This window comes from Microbulbifer sp. MKSA007, from assembly GCA_032615215.1.
Lineage (GTDB): Bacteria > Pseudomonadota > Gammaproteobacteria > Pseudomonadales > Cellvibrionaceae > Microbulbifer.
The window spans coordinates 3,011,252-3,033,587 of the sequence record CP128433.1; the positions used below are offsets into that span (position 1 = coordinate 3,011,252).

Sequence of the window (22,336 nt, forward strand, 5' to 3'; positions counted from 1 at the left end):
TAGGTTCTGCCTTTGATCTTGATCTTCTTCCTGTAATCTTGCCAGCATTAACTCTCGGATAATTGGCACTGGCGCATTACCAAAACTTAGAAACTCCTCATGGAAGACCTTGAGATCAAACTTTTCCCCAGGACAACGCACCACTAAACTGATTGCTCTATTTAAAGCACATCCGTACCAGAAAAAAGGGAGCCATAAATACCAAAAGGACAATTACATTATACAGCGTTGACTTGGCCAGCATTCTTATACCAGCCAAGAAATTCAACAATAAAATCTGAGAAACTAAGAGCTGTGATAATTAAGCATTGAGTTGCCTCCTACACTGGACAGAACACCTCACCAAAAGGTGTTCCGCCTTGTAGGCTTATCCAGCAATAGAGGGACCATAGAAGCTCGTACCACTATGTATAGGCAACATTCACATCAAAGCGATTGGTAATAAACTCGGAAAGTTGCTTAACTGAACAATTTGACTGCTTGATCGTAAACTCTTCTGCAATTTTCCGCGGATACTTAACCTTCATCCTTTGATCTTTTTCTGAGCTATATTGAAACGTTATTTTCTCTACCTTATCAAGGTCTACAGTCTTCTTTATAAAGACTCCGGTATAAACCGTTAGTGTATTTCCATTAATTTCTGCAAGTGGAAGTAATCGTATCAAAGAAAGGTATATATAAACGATAACACCTAAAGAACCTAAAATCACAAAAGTCCAAAAGGTAAGATCTGACTCACCACTCTCGGCTGAAGAGCCAAACATACGCGTAAAGATAAGAGCAACTAGTAATGCAATACCTATAACACCAAGATTGACAGTTAAGATTTTTTTGGCAGACTCACGTGAACTGAGTCCATTTCTATAAATTTTTTCCATACATCCCTCTAAAATCATTCCGTTACTTACTAAAGGCATCCACCAATTATACATGCCCAAAACCAGTATCAGTAGTGGCAGCCACCCCCAAAAAATATCAACAGAACGAATGAAGCTGCCAACCAGCAAAGTAAGGGCTTAAGAGGGAACTTCTATTTCCCGGAGGGTCCTATTAACAGCATCAGTTTTATCCAATAAGGACAACATCTTATAATCAGATACATCCCCTTTCTCCAAGCCCTTCTCTCGAACTTCAAGTGGAGCTGACCGCTTCAAAGGCGCAGGGATATCCAGATATTCAATATCCCGTCTTTGCATAGATTCTAAACAATCAACATCAGGACTAACGCTCTGCTCAATATCAGCAAAGGGATCACTCAGTGGCATTGCCGCAGGAACTGCCGGGCTAGCAAAGCTGATCTTCCTTTGCAGCATTTCAGCCTCTGACTGGATGGATGCTATCCGCTGCTCCATAATTGACTCAAATTGAGAAAACCTTTCTTTTTGATGGGTAATCTCTAACTGTAGGACTTTAATTTCCTTTTTGTGGATCAGATTGGAAATCATCCAGGATAACGCAACCCCGCCACTTAGTAACGCAAAATAAATACCTACAATATATTCCCAGTTATTAACAACACTCTTGCCTATAAATGTTATTAACTCTTCATCTGTCACGTATAGCACTCCATTTCTACACAACTCTTTATCAAGCAAATACAGCTAAGGGCCTTTAGCTCCACTCCCCCTTGAGAGATTAAGTTTACAGCGGTAGTTGACTCAACCCTGCAGTTCGGCACCTAAATCCATTAGCCATTTACTCTTATCACCTTATCAATATGAGGCCTTGCCGATAAAATTTCTTTTACTAACTTGTATTGGCTCCGCCACTGATCTGATTCTTTAAAAAATACCACTCCCGGCATATGAGCCTCACTCTCGCAAAAATCGGAAGCGTCAACTGAGTCTTCACATTGATGGAGCTTACAAAGGTAGGCAAGAAGTCTCTCAGTTGAAAGCTGCTCAAGTTCCTCTAAGCTAAGCAGCTTAACATATCTAGGCATCATTCATCGCCCCCACACCCGCTCTATTGATCATTCCTTAATCGCTCTCACAAATGATAGAAACAGCAAAGAGGCTCGTCTGACCACGACTTATCTGCTGCTTTTACCTATAGCGATGAAACGCCCTTCATAGGCATAATCTATAACTTCTAATGCTCCAAACTCACCTGAAAGACTCTCACCCTTCAAGTTCCACCTCCAGCCCTCTTTCTGCCAATCATAAATATCTTCATCTTCGCAAGAAATCACTTGATCTTTGATCTGAAGCTTTTGGCAATAACCGGAAGCACTCCATAAGTGATGTTTTGACGGCATCAGATATCTATTTTCTCGTGTAAGCAAAAGAAATGCTCTTACCTCGCCCCTATCCTTTAAAATCAAATACGAGTGCCCCCAATAGCCATCAAAGCCACTATCTATAATTACAAAGCGATTTTCTTTCAGCTCACCTATGTCGAACCTTATCAAATGCTCACCAGCATTGGCAGGCATACTCCACGATTCTATTAGTGGCTTAAAGCTGAAACCAAAACCAACAAGAAGTAGAGATATCACTAAAGCAACTAAAACCCTCTTCCTACACATGGAGGCTCCCTCTCCCAAGAACCAACAACACTACTTACAAAAGGCACGGGAATCATTCGAAGCTTCCCGACCATCTAACCCATCCTTGTTAAACACATAGCAGAACCTGTGCTAGACCTCCCTAGCACGATCAACCCTATCGATTAAATCTACAACAATAGGACTTTTAGAGAAAAAGTTAAGCCTCATTGGGGGAATAAAAGCCAACTCCTTTCCAATATCCCCCTCCGTGCGCACTTGCAAAACAATTCTCTCGGGCGCGTTCATTTGCGCATAGTTGACATTAATAATATCTTTAAGCTGAACTCTTTGCCGCTTACTCCCTTTTTGAAAGAGCAATGATTCTCCCTCATCGTATACTTCATCAGCCAAACTCCACAACAGCTTTTTAAAAAAGAAAAAGCCAAATACAGCCATAAAAATCGGCATGACTAAAAACATAAACGAATCTTTAACTGCACCTCCAGATATAGAGGCAGCCACAAAAAGCACCAAGAAACCAAACCATATACTTGGAAAAATTTTCTTAAAATAGAATGTAGATCCTGATATCTTCTTCATGTTTCCCATATTACTCAACGCGCATTTAACTCTAAACATTATCTTTCGGTGTGGATTACGCCGTCTCCCAGCGAGCACTCACATTCCACTTAACCTCAGACAAGCCCATTTAATATTACAGGAATTTATCGTGATAAACTCTAGCAACCAAACAACTACAAATTCCACAAGGAAGTTATACAAACCTTATCATTATTACGCTTCAATCGATACAGATGATTTATCATTCGCCTCAAAAGTAAAAATAACGTGAGACATACAAGCAAAACAGCAAGTCTCAGAATAAGCTCATCCACCCCTACAACCACGCTCATACCATCGGGAGAAAATTGAAAGATTCCAACAGCTTGGCTAATGCCAAATAAACCTATAGCGGCACGTATAACTCTAATTATAATTATCATCTCACCATCCGATAGCTACCAAACAATATCCAATCAAAAAATAAGATCCCTATCGCAGCCAAACCAATAACTGAACTCTTCTAATAACACCTGCTGAATATCTTCTATCGTTTCAGTTTCATGTAGGCGGTGGTAATATTGTCCCAACTTCTGACTCATATTCATCTTGATTTATCCCGAAGTTGATACCTTCTATATCATTTTCAAACAGTATTCTGGAAATACAATAGTAAAGTTTTTCATACCTGCCCGATATAGTTCGCTTATCTACTCTCATACTTATGCAGTTATTGGCTCTCTGATTCCTGCGCATGCTCACACAAACCACGTCGCACCTGCCATATCTATTTATTTATAATTGTCACCTCAGTGACTATATCGATTAGGGTCTTTTCAGGTCAAAATAACACCCACCAAAGTTAACCCTAAAATGATAAGTCTTGAATTTTTTACCACTTGGTTTTAACTCGATATGAGCCTCCAAAGGCACCTGAAAAATATTATCGGCCCCCTCAGGACCTATCCGTACTGAGCCGCTAAAGCGAATAGCTCTCTTACCAGCAATATGTATATCTTCGAACTCAACCCCATCACACCACATGACATCAGGGCAGCATCCTGTTTTTAGCTTCCAGGTAAGTAGAAATTCAAGACTGGTCGCAAAGCGACAATCATCAAGTGATCTTTCCTTAACCAGCAGAAAACTAAGTCTTCTCGCTGCCAGCCGCTCCATTCGCAGCACTCATCGCTTAATTCTCAGCTTGCTGGAATAAATATATTTCCAGTACCAATCCTCTCTCGATCCAACTTCTTCCGTCATAAGTCAGGCTTCTATTCGAAGCTAGTTGAAGGGGTAATGGTTAGGCAGGTAGCTAACTCGATAAAAACAATACTATAAGTCGATATTTATAACATTCTAAAGGTGAGCAGGCGAGGGAGAAGTGATATGAAGGGCCAGGAGGAAGGCTGGCGATACGATATTCCTCAATCAGCAGGCAGCCCCCTACCCGCTGATCCACAAAGCCACCCCCAAGCAGGAAATGATTCAGTACTAAAAAGAACGCCCCAAAATCCGTTTGGCAGCATCCATCGCAAAATCCTTATAGTCCGCCTCTACTTGCGCCATCTCCAACTCATACTTAAATTGTTCTTTACGCGGCAGTTCTTTCCAGTCTTTTAGAATTGGGATATGACCGGTTTTCTCTGCGATGGTATAGAAGGCTACAAACTCTTCACGCACTTTATCTTCCACCTGAAGCGCATCTAAAAGAACGCGAATACGAATCGAAGCTTCGGTGAGCCCTACTCCATCATCCAGCAGTGTGCGGGCGATAATCTGGATGCTGTCGTTTACTCTTTCGCGCTGATCTTCTGCGGCCTGTTCTAGCTCTGCCAGTTGTTCGGCCTGCTTCTTCTGTGCAATCGATAATTTACGCAGATAATAGCCAGCTACAATCGCCAGGGAGAAGATAATCAGAGCTGCAACAACCAGCAGCCAAGTGGGAAACACCGTCATCAAATATACACCTTAAGTAACGCCAGCCCGATGCTGGCCGAAATAACAGAAAGCACTGTACTAAGACCAACAATATTGGCCGCCAATTGGCTATTACCGCCCATGGTATGAGCCATCACAAAGGCCGATATCGCACAAGGCGAGCCAGTGATCAGCATTAAATAGCCCAAATAGGTCGGACTCATACCCAGGGCCCAGCCAATCAGCACTGAGAGTATCGGTACTCCTAATAACTTGAGCACTGAGGAGGTCAGCGCTGTTGGCGAGCTACGCAGTAGCTGGCCTAGCTTCATACTCGCACCAATGCAAATCAGCCCCATTGGTAAACTTGCAGAGCCCAGTATTTTAACGGTATCAAGCACCATTTGTGGCACTTTGATATCCAGCACCCGGCACAAAATTGCTAGGAATACCCCGATGATTAATGGGTTCTTTGCCAACTCCTTCAGCAACAAGCCCAGGCTGAATTTCTTCTCTTCGTTGTAAAAAACAAAAAGTATTACGGCGAATACATTGAACTGAATCGTCAACGCTGCAACCAGCACTGCCGAGTGAGAAACGCCCGACTCACCAAACGCCTTCTCAACCCAGGCGAGCCCCACAATGGCAACGTTTCCACGAAATGCACCCTGGATAAACGCACTGCGATCCTTCACAGTAACGGGCCGAGCCATCAGCCAAGATATGGGGATTATCGCGAAGGTACCCAAAATTCCCGCTGTTAAAAGGGGGATCTCTTCTGAGGGTTTTGCATTCGATGAATAAATACTATCGAACAACAGTGCAGGCAGCATCACGTTGAAAACCAGCACCGTTGCGTCGTCGATAAAGGATTTATGCAACATGCCCTGCCTAGTAAGCAAGTATCCACCGATAATCATCAAAAAGATCGGGCCTGTAACTAGCAGAGCAAAGGAAATATTTTCCATAGGGAATTAGTCTTCCGCAGCAACTCCCTCTTCCTGAGGAAGCGCCATTTGTCCTGAATCCTCAGCCCTGTCACGGAGCTGGGCGGATATTTGTTTGCGGGTTTTAGCACCAAGCTTACGCAGACTATCAATACGCTTCACCGCATTACCACGCCCTGTCGCCAGTCGCTTGTAAGTCTGCTGGTAGGCGTCATCCGCTTGGCGCAAGCGGTCACCAAGAACGTCCAGTGACTCCAGCACCATAGCAAACTGATCGTGCAGTTTGCCGGCTTCGTCGGCGATTTTTTCCGCGTTCTTGTTTTGTTTCTCGTAGCGCCAGATATTCTCGACGGTGCGCAGGGTCGCCATCAGGCTGGTGGGGCTCACCAGGACAATTTGCTTCTCATACGCGAAACGGAACAGGTCCGGGTCCGCTTGCATAGCCAACATATACGCAGCTTCAATGGGCACGAAAATAAAGACGAAATCCAGGGTGCGCACACCCTCCAGCTGCTCGTAGGCTTTCTTGTTGAGGCCGGTGATATGGGCGCGCAGGGAATTCACATGCTGTTTCAGGGCTTGGGTGCGCTCCTCATCGGTTTCCGCCGAGCTGTAGCGCTCGTAGTCCACCAGGGAGACCTTCGAATCGATAATCAGGTCTTTGTTTTCCGGCAGGCGCACAATCACATCCGGCTGGCGCCTGCGGCCATCGCTCGTCAGGGTTACCTGGGTTTCGTACTCGCGCCCTTTCTGCAAGCCGGACTCCTCCAGCAAGCGCTCCAGCACCACTTCACCCCAGTTACCCTGAATCTTGCGGTCACCTTTTAGGGCCGAAGTCAGGTTCAGGGCCTCATCGCTGATGCGCTGGGTTTGCTCGCGCAATGCTTTAATCTGCCCCAGCAGGCTGTTGCGCTCAGCATTTTCGCGATCGTAGACATGTTCTACTCGCTTACGGAAATCCCCCAGCTGGCGCTCCAGCGGATCGAGACTTTTGCGCAGGCTGTCTTCACTGCGGCGCACGAAGCTTTGCTGCTTCTCTTCAAAAATCCGGTTGGCCAGATTCTCGAACTGCTCACCCATGGCTATACGCATTTGCTCCATCAGCTTGCGCTGCTCCGCCAGGGCCGCCTCCCCTTTTTCTACCAGCACCTGGCTTCGCGTGAGCTGTTGCAGCTTGTCCGCCAACTCGGTACGTAGGGATTCCACCTCAACCCCAAGTTGGGATTCCCGCTCGCGGCTGCTATCAATACGCGCCTGAGCCACCTGCAAAGCGGCTTCGCTTTGCAATAAAGCGCGGCGGCTACTGGCTCGCGCCAACCAAAACACCAAGCCCAACAGAAACAAGATGGCAACAGCCGCCATCACCGCATGATCGGCATTCAATTGCAGCGGGAACGCTGGCATAGAGTGGTACTCCCAGACCTGGAAAGAGATGGATAAATCAGGATTTTGCCAGGGGCCTCGCCCGCTGGCCTGCCCGGGAAATAGCCCAGGCGAAGGCGCCATTCTACCAGCTTGCCTCTGGAAAGTACCCCGCGCCAGCCCGGCCGATAAACTCAGTATCAAGGGATAGGTTTGCGCCCGAGAAGACCCAGCGGGAATTTTTACGGGGTTTTAGGTATTCTTGGAGGATTGGTTTCGATGTTGGTACTCCAGAACGCATGCACAAACACAGCGCCCACCCAGATAGCCCAGCCCCCAGCGCCCTGATCTTTGATTCCGGCGTGGGCGCCGTCAGCATTGCGCGGGAAATCCGCCGCCTGATGCCGGGCCTGACATTGCACCTGGGTGTGGACAACGGCTTTTACCCCTACGGCAACAAAAGCGAAGAGGAACTGCGCCCTCGGATCGTCCAGCAGGCCCAGGCCATGATGGAACACTGCGGTGCCGATATTTTAGTGGTGGGCTGCAATACCGCCAGCACCCTGGCCTTGCCCCAGCTGCGCGAATCACTGAAGAAACCCGTAGTGGGCGTTGTGCCCGCGGTGAAACCCGCCGCTGCCGCCAGCCGTTCCCGCACTATTGCCCTGATTGCCACCGAAGGCACCGTCAATCGCCGCTACACCCGCGAGCTGATCGAGCAATTTGCCAACGGCAACCGGGTAATTAATGTGCCCGCACCGGAGTTGGTGCATCTGGCGGAAAGCAAACTGCGCGGCGAAGCCATCACCGCAGAGGATTTGGAGCCGGTATTACACCGCGTATTCCACACCGCCGGCGGTGACCAAGTGGATATTGCCGTATTAGCCTGCACTCACTTTCCCCTGCTGCGGGAAGAACTGGACCAGTTCGCCCCACGCTCAATCCAATGGCTGGATTCCGGTGAAGCCATCGCCCGGCGCGTGCGCTGGTGGCTGGAAGAACTTGAGCTGATGCTGCCGGATGCCCCAAACACTGGCCGCCTGATCACCAGCACTGTGGATTTAACCGGCAATATAGAACGGGCCTTCCGCGAGTTTGCTCCAGTTGCCGAACCCCTCGAACCCAACACCTAAGATCGCCAAAATGATGAGAACTACGCACTTGGGTTGACAGCTCCGTCACAAACCGCGACCGTTCCCCGAATAACAAGCCCTAACCGGTACCCGAATTCATGCTGAAGCCGGCATTTCCCGCTCTCGAAATATTTGCGCAGCTGCCCCCCGGAGGACTGCTGCTCACCCCCAACAACCGTTTGCGCAACCGCTGCCAACAGGTGTTTGCCGCGCAGCAGTCGCCCGGTGCCTGCTGGATGCCGCCGCCGGTGGAGTCCCTGCGCAGCTGGCTGGACAAGCTCTGGTTCCAGCTGCAACAGCGCAACTGGCAGCCCGCCTTGCAGCAGGTATTGAATCGCGAGCAGCGGCAATTACTCTGGCAGCGCGCCCTGGATGAATCCCTGGACCGGCAACTGCTCAACAGCCAGCAACTGTGCCGGGATGCCGATAGCGCCCTGGCGCAGCTACTCCAATGGCAGCTGATCTCCGATCTCTCGCAAATAGATGAAGCGCTAACTCCCCTACTGGAACAGTTCGCACTCTCTATGCGCAGCGACGAACTGCCGCTGTGCGCCATGATCAAGGCCTTTGCCACTGAACTTCAGGCCCACAGCGCCATCACGCCAGACCAGCGCGATCAATTGATCATGCGCGCATTCCAAGAAGGTATTCTGGAACCCCTGCCGCAAATTGATACCGCCGGCTTTGCCCAGATTTCGCCCCTCGCCAATGCCCTGATTCACGCAGGTGCAACAGCCGTTAATGAAAGGCCGGGACTTACCCAGCAGAGCGAACTATCCGTAGCCGCCTGCGCGGATTTGGATGAAGAACTCTATCAGGCAGCCCTTTGGGCCGGGCAGAAACTCGCTGAAAACCCCGGCCACAGCGTCGGCATAGTGGTGAATAATCTGGGCCAATGCCGCGCCCAGGTGGAAGCGGTATTTTCCCGCGTGCTCGAACCCCAACACCTGGAGCCGCAGCAACCGCGCTACACACTGCCGTTTAACTTCTCCGCCGGTACGCCCCTGGCACAGACACCGGTCGGCAGCGCCGCCTTACAATTGCTATCGCTGCTGCAGGACGAATGGGATTACCCCCAATTGCAAAATATCCTGTTCAGCCCCTTCTGGGGTGACGACAGTGAAACCTGGCTGCGCAGCGCCCTGTTCCGCCGTTTACAAAAACTGGAACTTCGCCGCATCGACGGCTCAACCCTGCGCTACTGGGCCGAGCGCACCGCAGAAGTCCTCCACTTGGAATCGCCGCAACTGCCCCGCCAGCTGGAACAAATGGCCGAGCACGCCCGGCGATGGCAGCGAGCCCCCGCAGAAATTTGGGCCGCGCGTTTTTCCGAAACACTTACCGCATTAAATTGGCCCGGCAGCCGCAACCCGGACAGCCAGGAATACCAGCAGCTGATGCAATGGGAGTCCATCCTGGAAGAGTTCGCCGCACTCAGCGCCTGCGGCGGCAACCTTACCCTTACCCAGGCCCTGCAATTGCTGCGTCAGATTGCCAGCCGCACCCCCTTCCAAGCGGAAACCCGCGATGGCCCCCTGCAAATTCTCGGGGTACTGGAAGCCGGCGGCCTCGCTTTCGATCACCTTCGCCTGGTCGGCTTCGGCCAACAACAGTGGCCGCCGGCACCGGCACCCAATCCGCTGCTGCCAATTCAATGGCAAAAACACTGGAAGATGCCCCGCGCCAGCGCTGAGCGGGAATTGGAACTGGCCCGAGAACTCACCGCCGACCTGCAGAATGCCAGCGGCGATATCGTCGTGAGTTACACCTGTGAAGAAGACGGTGTGCAGCAGGGACTGAGCAGCTTGTTTGAAAGCCCGCAACAAGCCCAGCACTTTGCCGAAGGCGCCCTGCACAATCACTACAGCCAACTGGCGCAAGCCTGCCAGCTGGAAAAAATCGAAGACAAAAGCTACCGCCACTCACCCCCGCCGAATGCGAACGGGTGCGCGGCGGTGCCTCGGTGCTCAAGGCCCAGGCCCTGTCCCCATTAAATGCGCAGTTGCGCTTCCGCCTCGGCGCCAGCAATTTTACCCAACCGGATATCGGCCTCGGCCCCGCCGAGCGCGGCAATGTGGTGCACCAGGTGCTGGCGGAATTCTGGCAACAGTGCGGCACCCTCGCACAACTGCAAGCTATGGACGACGAGCAACGCCAAGCGCAAATCGAACGTGCGGTGGAGCGCTCCCTCGGCAGTGTGCGCAAAAAATACAATCACCTGCCGATCGGATTTTGGGCCATGGAAAAGCAGCGCCTGGAGCGCCTGCTGCAACAATGGCTGTCCGTGGAACTGGACAGGCCCAATTTCTCCGTAGAAAAAGTCGAATGGGAACAAGCCGTGGAAATCGGCGGGCTGCACTTTAACCTGCGCCTGGACCGGCTGGACCAACTCGCCAGCGGCGAACAACTGGTAATCGATTACAAAACCGGCGTCCCCAGTATTCGCGACTGGCTAACCCAGCGCATCCGCGAACCCCAGCTGCCGCTCTACGCCCTATTCCAACCGGACGCCCACGCCATCGCCTTCGGCCAGGTGCGCAACGGCGACTGCAAATGGAATGGTTGCGGAGACCTGGAGCACCCCATTACCGGCATTAAAGCCGTGGGCGATACCGAAAAGGAATCCCCCTACGGCACCTGGAGCAATCTGGTGGAGCACTGGCGCTACAGCCTGGAATCCCTCGCCACGGAATATCGCAGTGGTGTAGCCACCCTCGCCTTTGATCGCCTCACCGATAACAACAGTGAACTCTGGCCCCTAAACCGCTGGCCGGAAAGGGAGCAAATAACCGAATGAACGAAGTCGTGACCACTCCCGCCCTGCGCCGCCCCATCGATGCCGACGCCCGCAGCCAAGCCCTGGATATCAGCCGCAGCTTTGCCGTATCTGCCCCGGCGGGCTCCGGTAAAACCGGCCTGCTCACCCAGCGCGTATTAAAGTTGCTCGCCGCCTGCCAGCAGCCGGAAGAAGTGCTGGCCATTACCTTCACCCGCAAAGCCGCCGGTGAAATGCGCGAGCGCCTGATCGATGCCCTGCACAGCGCCCGCGACCAAGCCCGGCCAGACAACCCCCACGATGCCATCACCTGGGATTTGGCCCGCGCCCTACTGGAGCGGGATCGCGAACTGGAATGGGAACTGCTGCAAACACCCCAGCGCCTGCGCATTCAAACCATCGACGGCCTCTGCCGCAGCCTCGCCAGCCAACTGCCAGTCGAAAGCGGCCTGGGAGCACCGGGTGAACCCCTGGAGCGCACTCAAATCGCCTTTGAGCTAGCGGTGGTGAACCTGCTCAAACACCTCGATGGCGAAACCCCAGACGCAGATCTACAGCAGCTACTGCTCCACCTGGACAACGACCTGGGCCAACTCAATAAGCTGCTGCGTATTTTGCTGGATAAGCGCGAGCAATGGCTCGGCCCACTTTTGAGCGTTAACTTCGATGGCGCCCAGGATTATTTCCATTTTGTTATCGACGAACTGGTGGCAGAAAAGCTGCAAGACCTCACCACAGCCCTCGGCAGTTATGCCGGGGAACTGCTGGAGCTAGCCAGTTATGCCGGCGGCAATTTACAAAAGGAAAACCCCAGCCACGGCCTGTGCCTCTTCTCCGAATTGGACGATTTCCCCAGCACAGACAGCAGCGGCCTGCCCGCCTGGCTCGCCCTCGGCAGCCTGCTCCTCACCACCACCGGTGACCTGCGCAAAGGCGGCGGCATCAATAAAAAAATCGGTTTTGGCCTGCCGGATAAAAAAGATCCCGAGCGCCCCATCGCCGAAGAATACAAACAGCGCATGAAAGACCTGCTGGCAGAACTAGCCGGCAACGAACCGCTGCTCTCCGCACTGCGGGAAGTGGGCAAGCTCCCCAGCGGGCTGCAACAGAGCCAATGGCAACTGCTGCAAGGGCTCGCCCAGGTACTGCCCAAGTTAGTCGCAGAATTAAAGCTGGTCTTCCAGCAACTGGGCGCCACCGACTATACCGAAGTGGCCCAAGCCGCACTGATCGCCCTGGGCGATAGCGATAACCCCACAGACCTGGCCCTAAAACTGGACCTGCAAACCCAGCATATTCTGGTGGACGAGTTCCAGGACACCTCCCACACCCAGCTACAACTGCTGGAAAAACTCACTGCCGGCTGGCAGCAGGGAGACGGCCGCACCTTATTTATTGTCGGCGACGGCATGCAATCCTGTTACGGCTTCCGCAATGCCAACGTGGGTATTTTCCTGGATGCACGCGAACGCGGTATCGGTGAAGTGCCCCTGGAAACCCTCGACCTCCAGGTAAATTTCCGCTCCGAAAGTGCGGTAGTGAACTGGGTCAACGAGACTTTCCAAAGGGCCTTTCCGCAAGCAGACAATATCGGGCGCGGCGCCGTACGCTATCTGCAATCCGAAGCTTTTAAAGGCAGCAAATGGGCCGAGCCCTCGGTGAATTTCTACGGCTGCATAGATGACGAAGACCGCAACCGCGAAGCCACCCAAGCGGTTGAACTGGTGCAGCAATTACAAACGCAAGATCCGGAAAGCCGTATCGCCATTCTGGTGCGCAAGAAAAAACACCTGCAAAAAATTCTGCCGGCCCTAAGCGCCGCCAATATCGCCTTCCAGGCCCCAGAGCTGGCGCCACTCGCCAGTAAAATGGTGGTGCTGGATTTACTCAGTCTCACCCGAGCCCTACTCGATCCCAGCGATCGAATCAGCTGGCTGGCCGTACTCCGCGCTCCCTGGTGCGGACTGCAACTGCCAGACCTTTACACCCTGGCCAACTGGGGCAATGGGGATATCACCGTAACCGATACCAGCGCGCGCCCATTATTAATGGCCTTGCAGGAAGTGGAAGATATCGGCCTGCTCAGCGATGAAGGGCGCACACGCCTGGCCCAAGTGGCTCCCAAACTGCTGCACGCCTGGCAACAGCGCGGCCGCAAACCCCTGCGCACCTGGATTGAAGGCCTCTGGCTGGAACTGGGCGGCCCCGCCACCGTTGCGCAAAAATCTGATCTGAATAATGTGCAGGATTTTCTGCAATTATTAGAAGCCTTCGATACCGGCGGAGCCATTACCGACTGGCAACAGTTCACCCTGGCCCTGGAACAGCTCTACGCCCGCCCCGCCCAGGATGCCAAAGTGCAGGTGATGACCATTCACAAATCCAAAGGGCTGGAGTTCGAACACGTACTGATCCCAGGCCTGGACCAAGGCGGCAAACCCGGCAGCGACCAACTGCTGCGCTGGAGCGAGTGGCTCAGCCGCGAAGGCGAAAGCCGCTTCCTGCTCGCCCCCAAAAATGCGCGCGGCGGCCGCGACCCGGTTTTTGAATACCTTAAGCACGACAACAGCGAGCGCGAACGCCTGGAAGGCACCCGCCTGTTGTATGTAGGCTGTACCCGCGCCATCCGCTCGCTGCATCTTTTGGCCTGCATCAACCGGGATGAAAAAAAGGGTCACCTAAAAGCCCCCGGCAGCGCCGCTCTACTCTCCGGCATCTGGCCCAGTGTTTTACATCACCAGGAAAGCGACTGGTGCCACTGGCTGGAAGCGGAAGAACCCCTGCTCAACCAGGATGAAGCCCGTAGAGATCACGACTACCTGCTGCGCCTGCCCCACCAATGGCAACCCCAAGCTATGCCCCGGCAGGAATGGCTGGCCCAATACCGCATGCCAGACTACCAACCCAAAACTGAGGAAGAAGACAATATTCCCGAACTGGGCCAGGTAGCCCTGCGCTGGCTCAAACACGCCGGCACCGTAGCCCACGAAACCCTCGCCACCATTGCCGAGACCAATATTAACGACTGGACACCCACCAAACTGGAAGCCCAGCGCCCCCTATGGCAACTGCGCCTGAAACAATTGGGGCTATCCGCCACCAGCCTGGACCGCGCTGCTGAGAAAGTGGAGATCGCCGTACGCAACAGCCTCAGCTGCCCCACCGGCCGCTGGCTATTGGATGGCTCACTAAGGGAATCCGCCTGCGAACTAGAACTCCACAGCGGCGGCCGACAGTTACGGCGCTCTATTGTGGACCGTACCTTTATCGATAACGAAGGCACCCGTTGGATTGTCGATTACAAAACGGCTGAGCCCAGTGGTGAGGAAAGCCAGGAAGAGTTTACTGCGGCTCAGCTAGAGCAGTATCGGAATCAGTTGGAGAATTACCGCAAGCTCTTTTATGCACGGGGGGAGCGGAATATTCGGTGTGCTTTGTATTTTCCGTTGATGCAGAGATTGGTGGAGTTAGGTTAGGGAACGATGGGTATAGCTCCGAGGTTCATATCAATTATTTAAGAGAGCAGTACTGGGTATGTAAAGGACAAGAGAAATCCAATCTCCATATCTTAAAGTAGCTCAATGTGATGCGATTAAGTAAACAAAAATATAGTTACATCACATCGAGCCAGCTCTAGGGGCTAAGTAGACCGGTAATGCAGTCAAAAACTGAAAGGAACCTCATCCAAGCATTATCCCAAAAGAGGTTTTGGGGTTCACTGGGTAAGCCCACAACAAATACAACTTGACCCAATATAGCTGGCAGTACAAAGCATCTTAGACAGAGAGACTAATTCCTACTTCGACCAGAGTCTACGGTCAACCACCTTATTGATTTTAGTAAAATAAAAACACGGATCATTTAACAATTCATAATTACTGAACTTGTTTTTTGGCGCATCATCAAATCGCAATACGGGCATTTTTTCACTGAAGTTCCGAAGACCAGATTTCGACAATGCTTTAATTTCTTCTGCAATCGAATCAGTTAATACAATCTCAACACTATTCAATATAAAGTTTGAAATTTCTTTGAATAATCCGAAAGCACCAGAATCATAATCATCAGTTGTGGCTCTAAATGAGAAAACCAATTCATGCTCAGATGAAATTGCAGCACGAACATAATATTTGATTAGATCACCTTCCTGGCAGCTTAAATCTTGAACAGCGTAGGCAACCCATTGAACACCATTCGTATTAGGTAGCTTGAAGGTTTGCCAGAACAGCGGGAAAAGATAGAGCCATTCCTGGAAAACAGACCCAGTACCTGGGGAGTAATAGGCTTTAATATCACTATCAACCCAATGCTCATAGTCACTGGCTTTAAGTAGATTTAAGTCATTGCCTATCTTCCTAAGTGAGGCAGTAAATTCCATCCCACCAACATCAGGATTAATGAACGGCGGGCCATGATATTTATACCGCTCCTCTGCAAGCAGTATGCCCCATGCATTGTTACGAATTTCATTAAAACTATCTAAGGAGTAGATATTCTCATTGAAAGCCAATGGCAAATCAGCACTTGGCTCTTCACCACTAATTTTTGAGGCGTTGCTTAAGGGCTTTAAAAAAGTAAGCTTGGTACCAGAAAGATTACATCTTACCGGTACTGACTTTCTTAAATTAGGCCCTTTAGGGCTTTGTGTAGTGCCAAATAACATCAATTTTTCACAAGCTGCTTTCAAATTAGCTATTTAGGGAGCCTCTGAATAACTCCGTAATGCCTCTGCGGGTCTTGAAGGCTGCAGATGTTAGGCGCAGCTCGCCGCGAATGGCCGTAGCCCTTTGCAAGAGCTGCAACGCAGCAGCTGTGGCCTTCAAGGCCCGCCCTTCGGGGCTTGTTGTGGTCAACTCCAACCGGACACTTCTTTAAGCACATTTCTCAAATTCGATAGGGGCTAGGTCTCCCAGTGTTGTATGTATTCTTCGTGAGTTGTAATAAGCAATATAGGCTCTTACATCTGCTACCGCATCCTCCCTTGTCGGATATAGGTTTCCCGTTACCCACTCCCGCTTCAGGCTGCTGAAGAAACGTTCAGTCGGTGCGTTGTCCCAACAATTTCCCTTACGGCTCATTGAACACACCATCCCATGCTGACTCAATAACGTTTGGTAGGTATGGCTGGCATACTGACTGCCACGATCAGAGTGATGCAGGAGACCTTTTGGGGGCGAACGCAAATTGACAGCCATCATCAACGCACGAGTTACCAGGGCCGTTTCCATCTTCCGATCTAGATGCCAACCAATAATCCGGCGCGAATAGAGATCAATCACTACCGCCAAGTACAACCAGCCCTGCGAAGTCCAAATATATGTAATATCAGTCGTCCAAACTTGATTTTTAGCACTCGGTGAGAACTCCCTATTCAGAAGGTTCTCTGCGACCGGCAGGTGATGTTTACTGTCTGTCGTCAGTGTAAATCGCTTCTTACGCTTTACTGCCAAGCCTAGCTTTTTCATGAGCTTGCGGACTCGATAGCGCCCGACTTCAAAGCCTTCTTTACGTAACAGCTTCATTAACCGACGACTTCCCAGGCTCTGTCTAGATTCTGCAAATAGGGCCTTCAAACGATGGCATAGTTGCCATGTTTGAGCATCTATTGAGCTATTACCACGGCAACACCAATCGTAATAACCAGTTTTACTTACTTGCATTACCCGGCAGAGCACCCTAACAGGAAAGCTGCCTTGCTGTTTTTCAATAAAGCTGTACTTTATTTCATTTCTTTCGCAAAGAAGGCGCTGGCCTTTTTTAGGATTTCTTTCTCCATCCGCAACTGCTTATTTTCACGTCGTAATCGCTCTAATTCTGCGCGCTCACCTACATCCAACCTCACACCGTCTTCTTCCTGCTTCAGTTCCTTTATCCAGCGTCGCAGGTTATTGGCTGTTGTTCCTACAACCTCTGCTGCTTTAGAAATTGAATACCCTTGCTCAGAGACTAGCGCTACGGCGTCTTTCTTAAATTCCGGCTTGAAATGCCGACGTGTACCTTTTGTTGTCATACTTCACCTCGCTTGGTAGTTTTACCATCTTAGCGAAGTGTCCGGAAGGATTAGACCACTACAGCCCCTTAGCATCAAACAGTGATATCCCACCAGATTTACAGTCAACCCATAACTCTCCATCCTTTCTATAGGTCTTGATGTCTTCATTTCGAACACGGCCATTAGATAGAAGAAATGATTTCAAAATTGGATACAGAATTGGATCACTATTGTTAGGATTTCTTCCTCTAAACAGATTTACATTCAGATCAAAGCTAGAGTCAAATAGCTCCCCTAGCTCTCGTTTATCAACAAAAAATTGATCTTCCTTCTCATCTTCTTTCATTGATTAAAACTCTCCTTGTGTTCTTAAGCTCTCGCTTTACTTAGCCCTCTCCGCTTTGCGCTAGTAGTAAAGTGCAATGCGGGCGGGAAAAGTGCAAAGACGATCCTGCACTTTCAGCAAAGTGAAGTATAAATCTTCGAGAGTTTTGACTAAAGAAAAAAGTCACAAAACACTAGCGACACAATAGAAATTTGATAGTTCTTATACGAACACATAGAAAAAAATAGGCGCCAAAATTATCTTATTAAAATTTATTAGGTTTTTCTGCGCATCAATTCTGCGTAGAATTGACTGATAAATATCAAAAATTGGGACTGCGGGTAGGCAAATTCTGTAAGGCCTACCCTAAAGATAGACCCAAGAATTTTCTAAAAGAGCCACCTCTTCAACAGGAGAACGGTAGCGTGAAGTAACAATAGAGAAAAGGCGCTGACCCAAGGTGCTGCAACACCAAGGGCCAGCTAACCAAATTGATAAACCGAGTATCAAGATGGCTGTATGCATACTACGCTAGAAACCCGCTCGTCTTCAATAAAGTGGAGCACAATCAGCAGCTTGGAGCAATTCCCCAAGCTCTGGGAGCCTAGCGCCCGCCTTTTCCTATTCTGCGCCCACCGCCCCCGCGCCCCACCCCACTCTTCCATCAAGTATCACTTATCAAGCTTCCCCGCCAAGGAATGCCCACCCACAGCTAGAGTATCGGTAGGAAGAAAACATGTTGATCCTAAAGCGCCGAACAGGTGAAAACCTAAGAATTGGAACGAATGTCTCGATCACAGTGTTAGAAGTGAAGGGAAATCAAGTAAAGATTGGCATCCGCGCACCGAAATCCCTTCCCGTCCACCGTGAAGAGATCTATATGCGTATAGAGAGGGAACGAAAAATAAGCAATGGAAAGCGTTGAGGGAAGGTTCTCCAAGGAAGGAGGCTTCAGCCAAGCCTCTTCTACAGAGTTAAACTATATTTAGCTACAAGGTACAGCTATAACACTAACAATGTGCAATGCATAATTTCAGAGAGAAATGGAAAAATTATCTGAAAGTAACACTTCTTATACGTAATAATGTTCTCGCTCTTATATCTGAAAAATACACAGCTCAGTGACTAGCTATTCTTCAATAGGGTGAATTAGCCCACGTTCTCTCCACCTGTTCCCATTAACTAAATCAGCAAACTGAACCCCATTCGATAAGCTTAAGTTATCTGCGTGGTCGGTAACGATAATTTGCGGGCTAAAACCGTTAGTGACTTCCAACTCATTACAGTAAATTGATAGTTGACTAAATAAACTTTCAACAGCTTTGATATCTTCATCTATATGCCGTTCCCTTTTTGTTCGCTGTTCTGATTCAAGGTTTTTTTGTTCTTCAAAAGTATCGGAATCATCACGATTAAAGTTGGGAAAATAAACTTGAGTTGGCTGGTCTAAGAATAGAACTGAAGGGATAGCACATTTAGCACCGAGCTCTGCAAAGTATTTATGCAATGCCAGAAATAGTGTTACGTGGCAGTATAACCAATTTGCACCACTGCCCATTGATCTTACATAAATTTTTTCATTTCCAGGTGTCAGGTGATAGAGGTCGAACGTTTCGAATGAGAAGTGAAGATTTATAGGCTTATAGCTAGCTTCAAACTCAAAATGGCCACCAATATCAGCCATAAACTTGTTCACCTTAGCAGACGCACTTTCCAATCCTTTTTGGACATCATATTTTTTGAGATCCTTCGTGATGCATTTTACCTTCTTGCCAAGATCTTTAATTTGCTTATCCAGCTCTGCATCATCAGCCATATTTAGGGTATCGAGCAGTACAAATAACTTTGCTTTCTGCATCAAAACACCCTCATAGAGACTCTTTTGCTCTACTAACTGCTTTTCTGTTTTCTCAATTTCCATTATTTGCTGATTTAACTCAGTCAACGCCCTGCTAACATGCTCAGCCTTACGTTTCACATTAACTAAAGACGATTCAAATTTAGCTTTCATGGGGCGTGCTTGAGCAAGATTACCTGAGATTTTAATGATAGCTTTCTTCAGCTTTTCTGCACTTTTTCGCAGATTATCTTGTTCAGAATGGCAAAATGGACAAACTGAGCCAGATATGTGAACATGTTCGGGTGAGCTAAATTGTTTTACGTTGTCAACAAAAATCTCTTCTTCTTGGAGATGCTTCTTTATAGAAGCAGCTTGGCGTTGTAGCTTCCTTAATTCAGCAGCCTTTTGATTGCGCTCTAACTTGAGCTGATTATATCGCTGTGTGATAGCGCCTGAAGTATGGTTAATTTTTTCCGGAACTATGATGCAGTCGAGTTGATCTTTGGCATCTTGTGGGTGATGCAGTACCTTCTCCAATGATAATGGTGCATCCTCAAATCCCATCAGAGCATATAACTGGCTTAAAACAGGGCTAACCTTTTGTTTATATCTTGCTGAGGCGCTCTTGTTTGTCTCTTTCTGACGCTCCAAACGTCCGATATCCGCAGTCAATCGTTCTTTCTCTTGTTTTAAATGAAAAAACCTTTGATCCACTAATCCCAAGAAAATCTTAGTATGCTCAATTACCTGATCACGTTTTTCTTTTTCATCGAACCGGTAAAACAACGCATGTTTATTTGCAACAAGATTTTGATGTTGAAGTATAAATGATGAAAAACTACGAACAGATGGCGTAGCCGCCTTGGCGCTATTGCGCCGGTTCGCCCTGGCAGCCAAAGATTCATCTACATCATCTATATCCAAGAAAAAGCTTTTTAGATGCTTCTTAAACTCACCCAATGGACGGAAATAGCTGCTATTGAAATAATCACGGACGATATCGGCAGAATTAAACGATTCAGCACTACGAAAAAAGGCTCTAGTAGCGATGTCAGGATCGCGAGCAATCACTATATGTTGCTCATCAACAGATAACACAACATAGTAGATCGCAGCATTTTTGGTAATAATACCTTTCGGGATGGTGTTTTCGCTACTTCCAAAACAATAGTCGAAGATTTCAATTAATGCGCTTTTACCTGTCGATGACTTACCAGTAACAACATTGAGGCCCTTTTTAAAATTAACCGGATGCTTGTTTCCCTGCTTATCAATAACACCAATTTCACGAATTAATGTTTTCACCGTGGTTTTACTCCTAAAAACGTATAAATCTCGACCACAGAATGACCACTAAACAATCGACCTAACCTATCTGCATGTCTTTGAGTGGTAAATGTAGGATTGTCGCCGCCACCTTTCTGAATAGATAAACTCTGTTCATTTACGTATAACCAATCATTAATTAAGCAATATTGGAGGCTTTGCTCTGTCAACACCTGGAAACCATCTATTCGTTCTTGCAAGTCATAGAGCTTTGTTCGATCATCAAAAATAGACCAAATAGAGCTTCGTTTTTTATTCCCGAATACAGCACCTGATACCTTTCCACCGAAAATAGAGTGGCTACATAAAGGGATCACCAGTGGAGCAAGTAGAAGGTTATTTTCAGTCTCATCTATAGCTGCATAGAATGAGGCCAGGTAACGGCCATATTCAAATGGGTTGTATTTTAATTCATATAGGGCATCAACAATACTACTCATGGCTCAACCCTCCACTTCAAGTCTCTCTCTTCATCATCCATAGCGTCATGAATCAGGCCATTTTTATATTCAATCGGTGGAATTTCGTTGCCCATATTCAGTGGCTGCTCACCTATAGTTTTATTGTATAGAAGCTTTGAACTTTTAATTGCATCTATTGCCTCAAGTTTCGCGCTTGAATAGGCAAGATTATATTTTTTGACTAATTGATTCTGATAAGCGATAGTTTTCTCTTTATACAATGGATACTCATCCAGCTGTTCTGACAAAGAGTTATGCAGCTCAAGCCAGTTACCCACTGCATCTGGCAACATTTCATAATGCCCAATTTCAGCAATTTTTTGTACGAACGGCCTGTCTTGGTGAGAATCTACCTCCAACTCTGATGCTTCGTAACCGAGAAATGCTGGAAAGGTGAATTCCCTCTTACAAAGAAACGCTGTTAACTCTTCACATTTTGCTGTAAATTCCTGATACTTAATACTCCAAGAGAGGTTCGTTGCTTGAGAGTATACAAAACCAGTAAGACCCTCAAAATAGCTTTTAAGATTATTTTTGGGAATACCTACTGGCCTTGAGAGTATCCGCTTTTTAAGCCCTTCCTCACTATCCGCCTCAGTAAATAAAGTTACTTTGCCAAGTAGATTTTTTAGTAACAAATCATCAGTTTTCATCACAGTCAGTTGCAGCCTGACAATATCAGATAGCTTTTTAGCGTTCAGTTCAGCTTCAGTGCGATCCCCCCAAATATCTTTTAGTACTTGCAGGCGTTGCTCTGAACTTTTTGCATTCCAGCCTTTAAGGCGACTCCTAACACCAAACACTTGCGTAGTATAAAGTACCAAGGCACCATACTGATTATGATTAAACTCTGGAGCTAACCAGTTCTTTAAAGTTTTCCAAAGATTTTCATGGTGGTCGGTAAGCGTCTCTAAATATTTTTTTACTTCTATTTGCGTTGATTTCAAAGCATTCGGTGAAATATGGCTTACATCGCCATCTTTCTCAAACCAAATAGATTGGCCTTCTTCAAGCGAAAAACATTTATCTAATCCGACCAGAACTTGGTAATGAAATGCTAAAGCGGTTGTTAAAGCTGAGTTTTTAGGTTGGCCTTTACCCATGCCCATATATCCTAAACCTTCTCTATGCAAGCACTTAATTAGGCTCTCTAACTACAATTAATTGCAAGCCAAACTCAAAAAACAGTCTCTCTATGTCAATCT

Annotated in this window: 20 protein-coding genes; 5 read left to right on the plus strand and 15 right to left on the minus strand. The window is 48.5% G+C overall.

Annotated elements, in window-relative coordinates:
* Window positions 1–404 precede the first annotated feature (404 nt).
* The 9 genes from QT397_16270 to rmuC form a co-directional block, all read right to left on the minus strand.
* A complete protein-coding gene (locus QT397_16270) occupies window positions 405–878 on the minus strand; it encodes a hypothetical protein (protein WNZ54445.1) in 474 nt (157 codons plus the stop codon).
* Between the two features lie 138 nt (window positions 879–1,016).
* Window positions 1,017–1,556, minus strand: coding sequence for a hypothetical protein (locus QT397_16275; protein WNZ54446.1), 540 nt, complete (start codon window positions 1,554–1,556; stop codon window positions 1,017–1,019).
* A gap of 131 nt (window positions 1,557–1,687) precedes the next feature.
* Window positions 1,688–1,945, minus strand: a complete 258-nt coding sequence (locus QT397_16280) for a hypothetical protein (GenBank protein WNZ54447.1) — start codon at window positions 1,943–1,945, stop codon at window positions 1,688–1,690.
* Window positions 1,946–2,032: 87 nt separating this feature from the next.
* Complete coding sequence (locus QT397_16285) at window positions 2,033–2,434, minus strand: hypothetical protein (protein ID WNZ54448.1); 402 nt, start codon at window positions 2,432–2,434, stop codon at window positions 2,033–2,035.
* A 204-nt stretch (window positions 2,435–2,638) separates the two neighbouring features.
* A complete protein-coding gene (locus tag QT397_16290; protein ID WNZ54449.1) occupies window positions 2,639–3,088 on the minus strand; it encodes a hypothetical protein in 450 nt (149 codons plus the stop codon).
* 786 nt (window positions 3,089–3,874) lie between these two features.
* A complete protein-coding gene (locus QT397_16295) occupies window positions 3,875–4,225 on the minus strand; it encodes a hypothetical protein (protein WNZ54450.1) in 351 nt (116 codons plus the stop codon).
* Window positions 4,226–4,543: 318 nt separating this feature from the next.
* Window positions 4,544–5,008, minus strand: a complete 465-nt coding sequence (locus tag QT397_16300) for a DUF2489 domain-containing protein (GenBank protein ID WNZ54451.1) — start codon at window positions 5,006–5,008, stop codon at window positions 4,544–4,546.
* Entirely contained in the window at window positions 5,008–5,937 is a 930-nt protein-coding gene (locus tag QT397_16305; GenBank protein WNZ54452.1) for an AEC family transporter, read from the minus strand. Before QT397_16305 ends, QT397_16300 begins: the two co-directional genes overlap by 1 nt.
* A 6-nt stretch (window positions 5,938–5,943) precedes the next feature.
* Complete coding sequence (gene rmuC, locus QT397_16310) at window positions 5,944–7,422, minus strand: DNA recombination protein RmuC (GenBank protein ID WNZ54453.1); 1,479 nt, start codon at window positions 7,420–7,422, stop codon at window positions 5,944–5,946.
* Window positions 7,423–7,577: 155 nt separating this feature from the next.
* On the opposite strand from rmuC, the gene murI reads away from it, so the two are divergent.
* The 4 genes from murI to QT397_16330 all read left to right on the plus strand — a co-directional run bounded on the left by murI (window position 7,578) and on the right by QT397_16330 (window position 14,663).
* The gene (gene murI / locus QT397_16315; GenBank protein WNZ54454.1) at window positions 7,578–8,411 is read left to right on the plus strand and encodes a glutamate racemase; all 834 of its coding nucleotides are present in this window, start codon (window positions 7,578–7,580) and stop codon (window positions 8,409–8,411) included.
* A gap of 98 nt (window positions 8,412–8,509) precedes the next feature.
* Complete coding sequence (locus tag QT397_16320) at window positions 8,510–10,405, plus strand: hypothetical protein (GenBank protein WNZ54455.1); 1,896 nt, start codon at window positions 8,510–8,512, stop codon at window positions 10,403–10,405.
* Entirely contained in the window at window positions 10,375–11,208 is an 834-nt protein-coding gene (locus QT397_16325) for a PD-(D/E)XK nuclease family protein (GenBank protein WNZ54456.1), read from the plus strand. The genes QT397_16320 and QT397_16325 overlap by 31 nt, the downstream gene beginning before the upstream one ends.
* Entirely contained in the window at window positions 11,205–14,663 is a 3,459-nt protein-coding gene (locus QT397_16330; GenBank protein WNZ54457.1) for a UvrD-helicase domain-containing protein, read from the plus strand. The genes QT397_16325 and QT397_16330 overlap by 4 nt, the downstream gene beginning before the upstream one ends.
* A gap of 320 nt (window positions 14,664–14,983) precedes the next feature.
* Here QT397_16330 and QT397_16335 read toward each other — a convergent pair whose 3' ends face one another.
* The 3 genes from QT397_16335 to QT397_16345 form a co-directional block, all read right to left on the minus strand.
* Window positions 14,984–15,850: a hypothetical protein gene (locus tag QT397_16335; protein WNZ54458.1), complete on the minus strand. Its 867-nt coding sequence runs from the start codon at window positions 15,848–15,850 to the stop codon at window positions 14,984–14,986.
* 208 nt (window positions 15,851–16,058) lie between these two features.
* A protein-coding gene (locus QT397_16340) for an IS3 family transposase (protein ID WNZ54459.1) occupies window positions 16,059–17,197 on the minus strand; the annotation gives its coding sequence in 2 pieces (ribosomal slippage) (window positions 16,059–16,948 and window positions 16,948–17,197; 1,140 coding nt in all).
* 58 nt (window positions 17,198–17,255) lie between these two features.
* On the minus strand, window positions 17,256–17,525 hold the full coding sequence (locus tag QT397_16345) for a hypothetical protein (GenBank protein WNZ54460.1): 270 nt from the start codon (window positions 17,523–17,525) through the stop codon (window positions 17,256–17,258).
* A gap of 715 nt (window positions 17,526–18,240) precedes the next feature.
* Here QT397_16345 and csrA point away from each other — a divergent pair.
* Window positions 18,241–18,429 (plus strand): carbon storage regulator CsrA, encoded by a 189-nt coding sequence (csrA, locus tag QT397_16350; GenBank protein ID WNZ54461.1) that lies wholly within the window; start codon window positions 18,241–18,243, stop codon window positions 18,427–18,429.
* A 204-nt stretch (window positions 18,430–18,633) separates the two neighbouring features.
* Here csrA and QT397_16355 read toward each other — a convergent pair whose 3' ends face one another.
* Genes QT397_16355 through QT397_16365 form a run of 3 tightly spaced genes read right to left on the minus strand, consistent with a single transcriptional unit; the run spans window position 18,634 to window position 22,234 of the window.
* Complete coding sequence (locus QT397_16355) at window positions 18,634–20,649, minus strand: DUF3732 domain-containing protein (GenBank protein ID WNZ54462.1); 2,016 nt, start codon at window positions 20,647–20,649, stop codon at window positions 18,634–18,636.
* Window positions 20,646–21,110: a DUF6521 family protein gene (locus tag QT397_16360; GenBank protein WNZ54463.1), complete on the minus strand. Its 465-nt coding sequence runs from the start codon at window positions 21,108–21,110 to the stop codon at window positions 20,646–20,648. The genes QT397_16355 and QT397_16360 overlap by 4 nt, the downstream gene beginning before the upstream one ends.
* Complete coding sequence (locus QT397_16365) at window positions 21,107–22,234, minus strand: hypothetical protein (GenBank protein ID WNZ54464.1); 1,128 nt, start codon at window positions 22,232–22,234, stop codon at window positions 21,107–21,109. Before QT397_16365 ends, QT397_16360 begins: the two co-directional genes overlap by 4 nt.
* Window positions 22,235–22,336: the final 102 nt, after the last annotated feature.

What these genes read in the sequence shown, in the direction of transcription:
- QT397_16360 (WNZ54463.1), bottom strand. Translation starts at nt 21,110, where the DNA reads ATGAGTAGTATTGTTGATGCCCTATATGAATTAAAATACAACCCATTT.
- murI (WNZ54454.1), top strand. Translation starts at nt 7,578, where the DNA reads ATGCACAAACACAGCGCCCACCCAGATAGCCCAGCCCCCAGCGCCCTG.
- rmuC (WNZ54453.1), bottom strand. Translation starts at nt 7,422, where the DNA reads ATGGCGCCTTCGCCTGGGCTATTTCCCGGGCAGGCCAGCGGGCGAGGC.
- QT397_16290 (WNZ54449.1), bottom strand. Translation starts at nt 3,088, where the DNA reads ATGAAGAAGATATCAGGATCTACATTCTATTTTAAGAAAATTTTTCCA.
- QT397_16285 (WNZ54448.1), bottom strand. Translation starts at nt 2,434, where the DNA reads ATGCCTGCCAATGCTGGTGAGCATTTGATAAGGTTCGACATAGGTGAG.
- QT397_16330 (WNZ54457.1), top strand. Translation starts at nt 11,205, where the DNA reads ATGAACGAAGTCGTGACCACTCCCGCCCTGCGCCGCCCCATCGATGCC.
- csrA (WNZ54461.1), top strand. Translation starts at nt 18,241, where the DNA reads ATGTTGATCCTAAAGCGCCGAACAGGTGAAAACCTAAGAATTGGAACG.
- QT397_16345 (WNZ54460.1), bottom strand. Translation starts at nt 17,525, where the DNA reads ATGAAAGAAGATGAGAAGGAAGATCAATTTTTTGTTGATAAACGAGAG.
- QT397_16305 (WNZ54452.1), bottom strand. Translation starts at nt 5,937, where the DNA reads ATGGAAAATATTTCCTTTGCTCTGCTAGTTACAGGCCCGATCTTTTTG.
- QT397_16335 (WNZ54458.1), bottom strand. Translation starts at nt 15,850, where the DNA reads ATGTTATTTGGCACTACACAAAGCCCTAAAGGGCCTAATTTAAGAAAG.
- QT397_16280 (WNZ54447.1), bottom strand. Translation starts at nt 1,945, where the DNA reads ATGATGCCTAGATATGTTAAGCTGCTTAGCTTAGAGGAACTTGAGCAG.
- QT397_16300 (WNZ54451.1), bottom strand. Translation starts at nt 5,008, where the DNA reads ATGACGGTGTTTCCCACTTGGCTGCTGGTTGTTGCAGCTCTGATTATC.
- QT397_16320 (WNZ54455.1), top strand. Translation starts at nt 8,510, where the DNA reads ATGCTGAAGCCGGCATTTCCCGCTCTCGAAATATTTGCGCAGCTGCCC.
- QT397_16270 (WNZ54445.1), bottom strand. Translation starts at nt 878, where the DNA reads ATGGAAAAAATTTATAGAAATGGACTCAGTTCACGTGAGTCTGCCAAA.
- QT397_16365 (WNZ54464.1), bottom strand. Translation starts at nt 22,234, where the DNA reads ATGGGTAAAGGCCAACCTAAAAACTCAGCTTTAACAACCGCTTTAGCA.
- QT397_16295 (WNZ54450.1), bottom strand. Translation starts at nt 4,225, where the DNA reads ATGGAGCGGCTGGCAGCGAGAAGACTTAGTTTTCTGCTGGTTAAGGAA.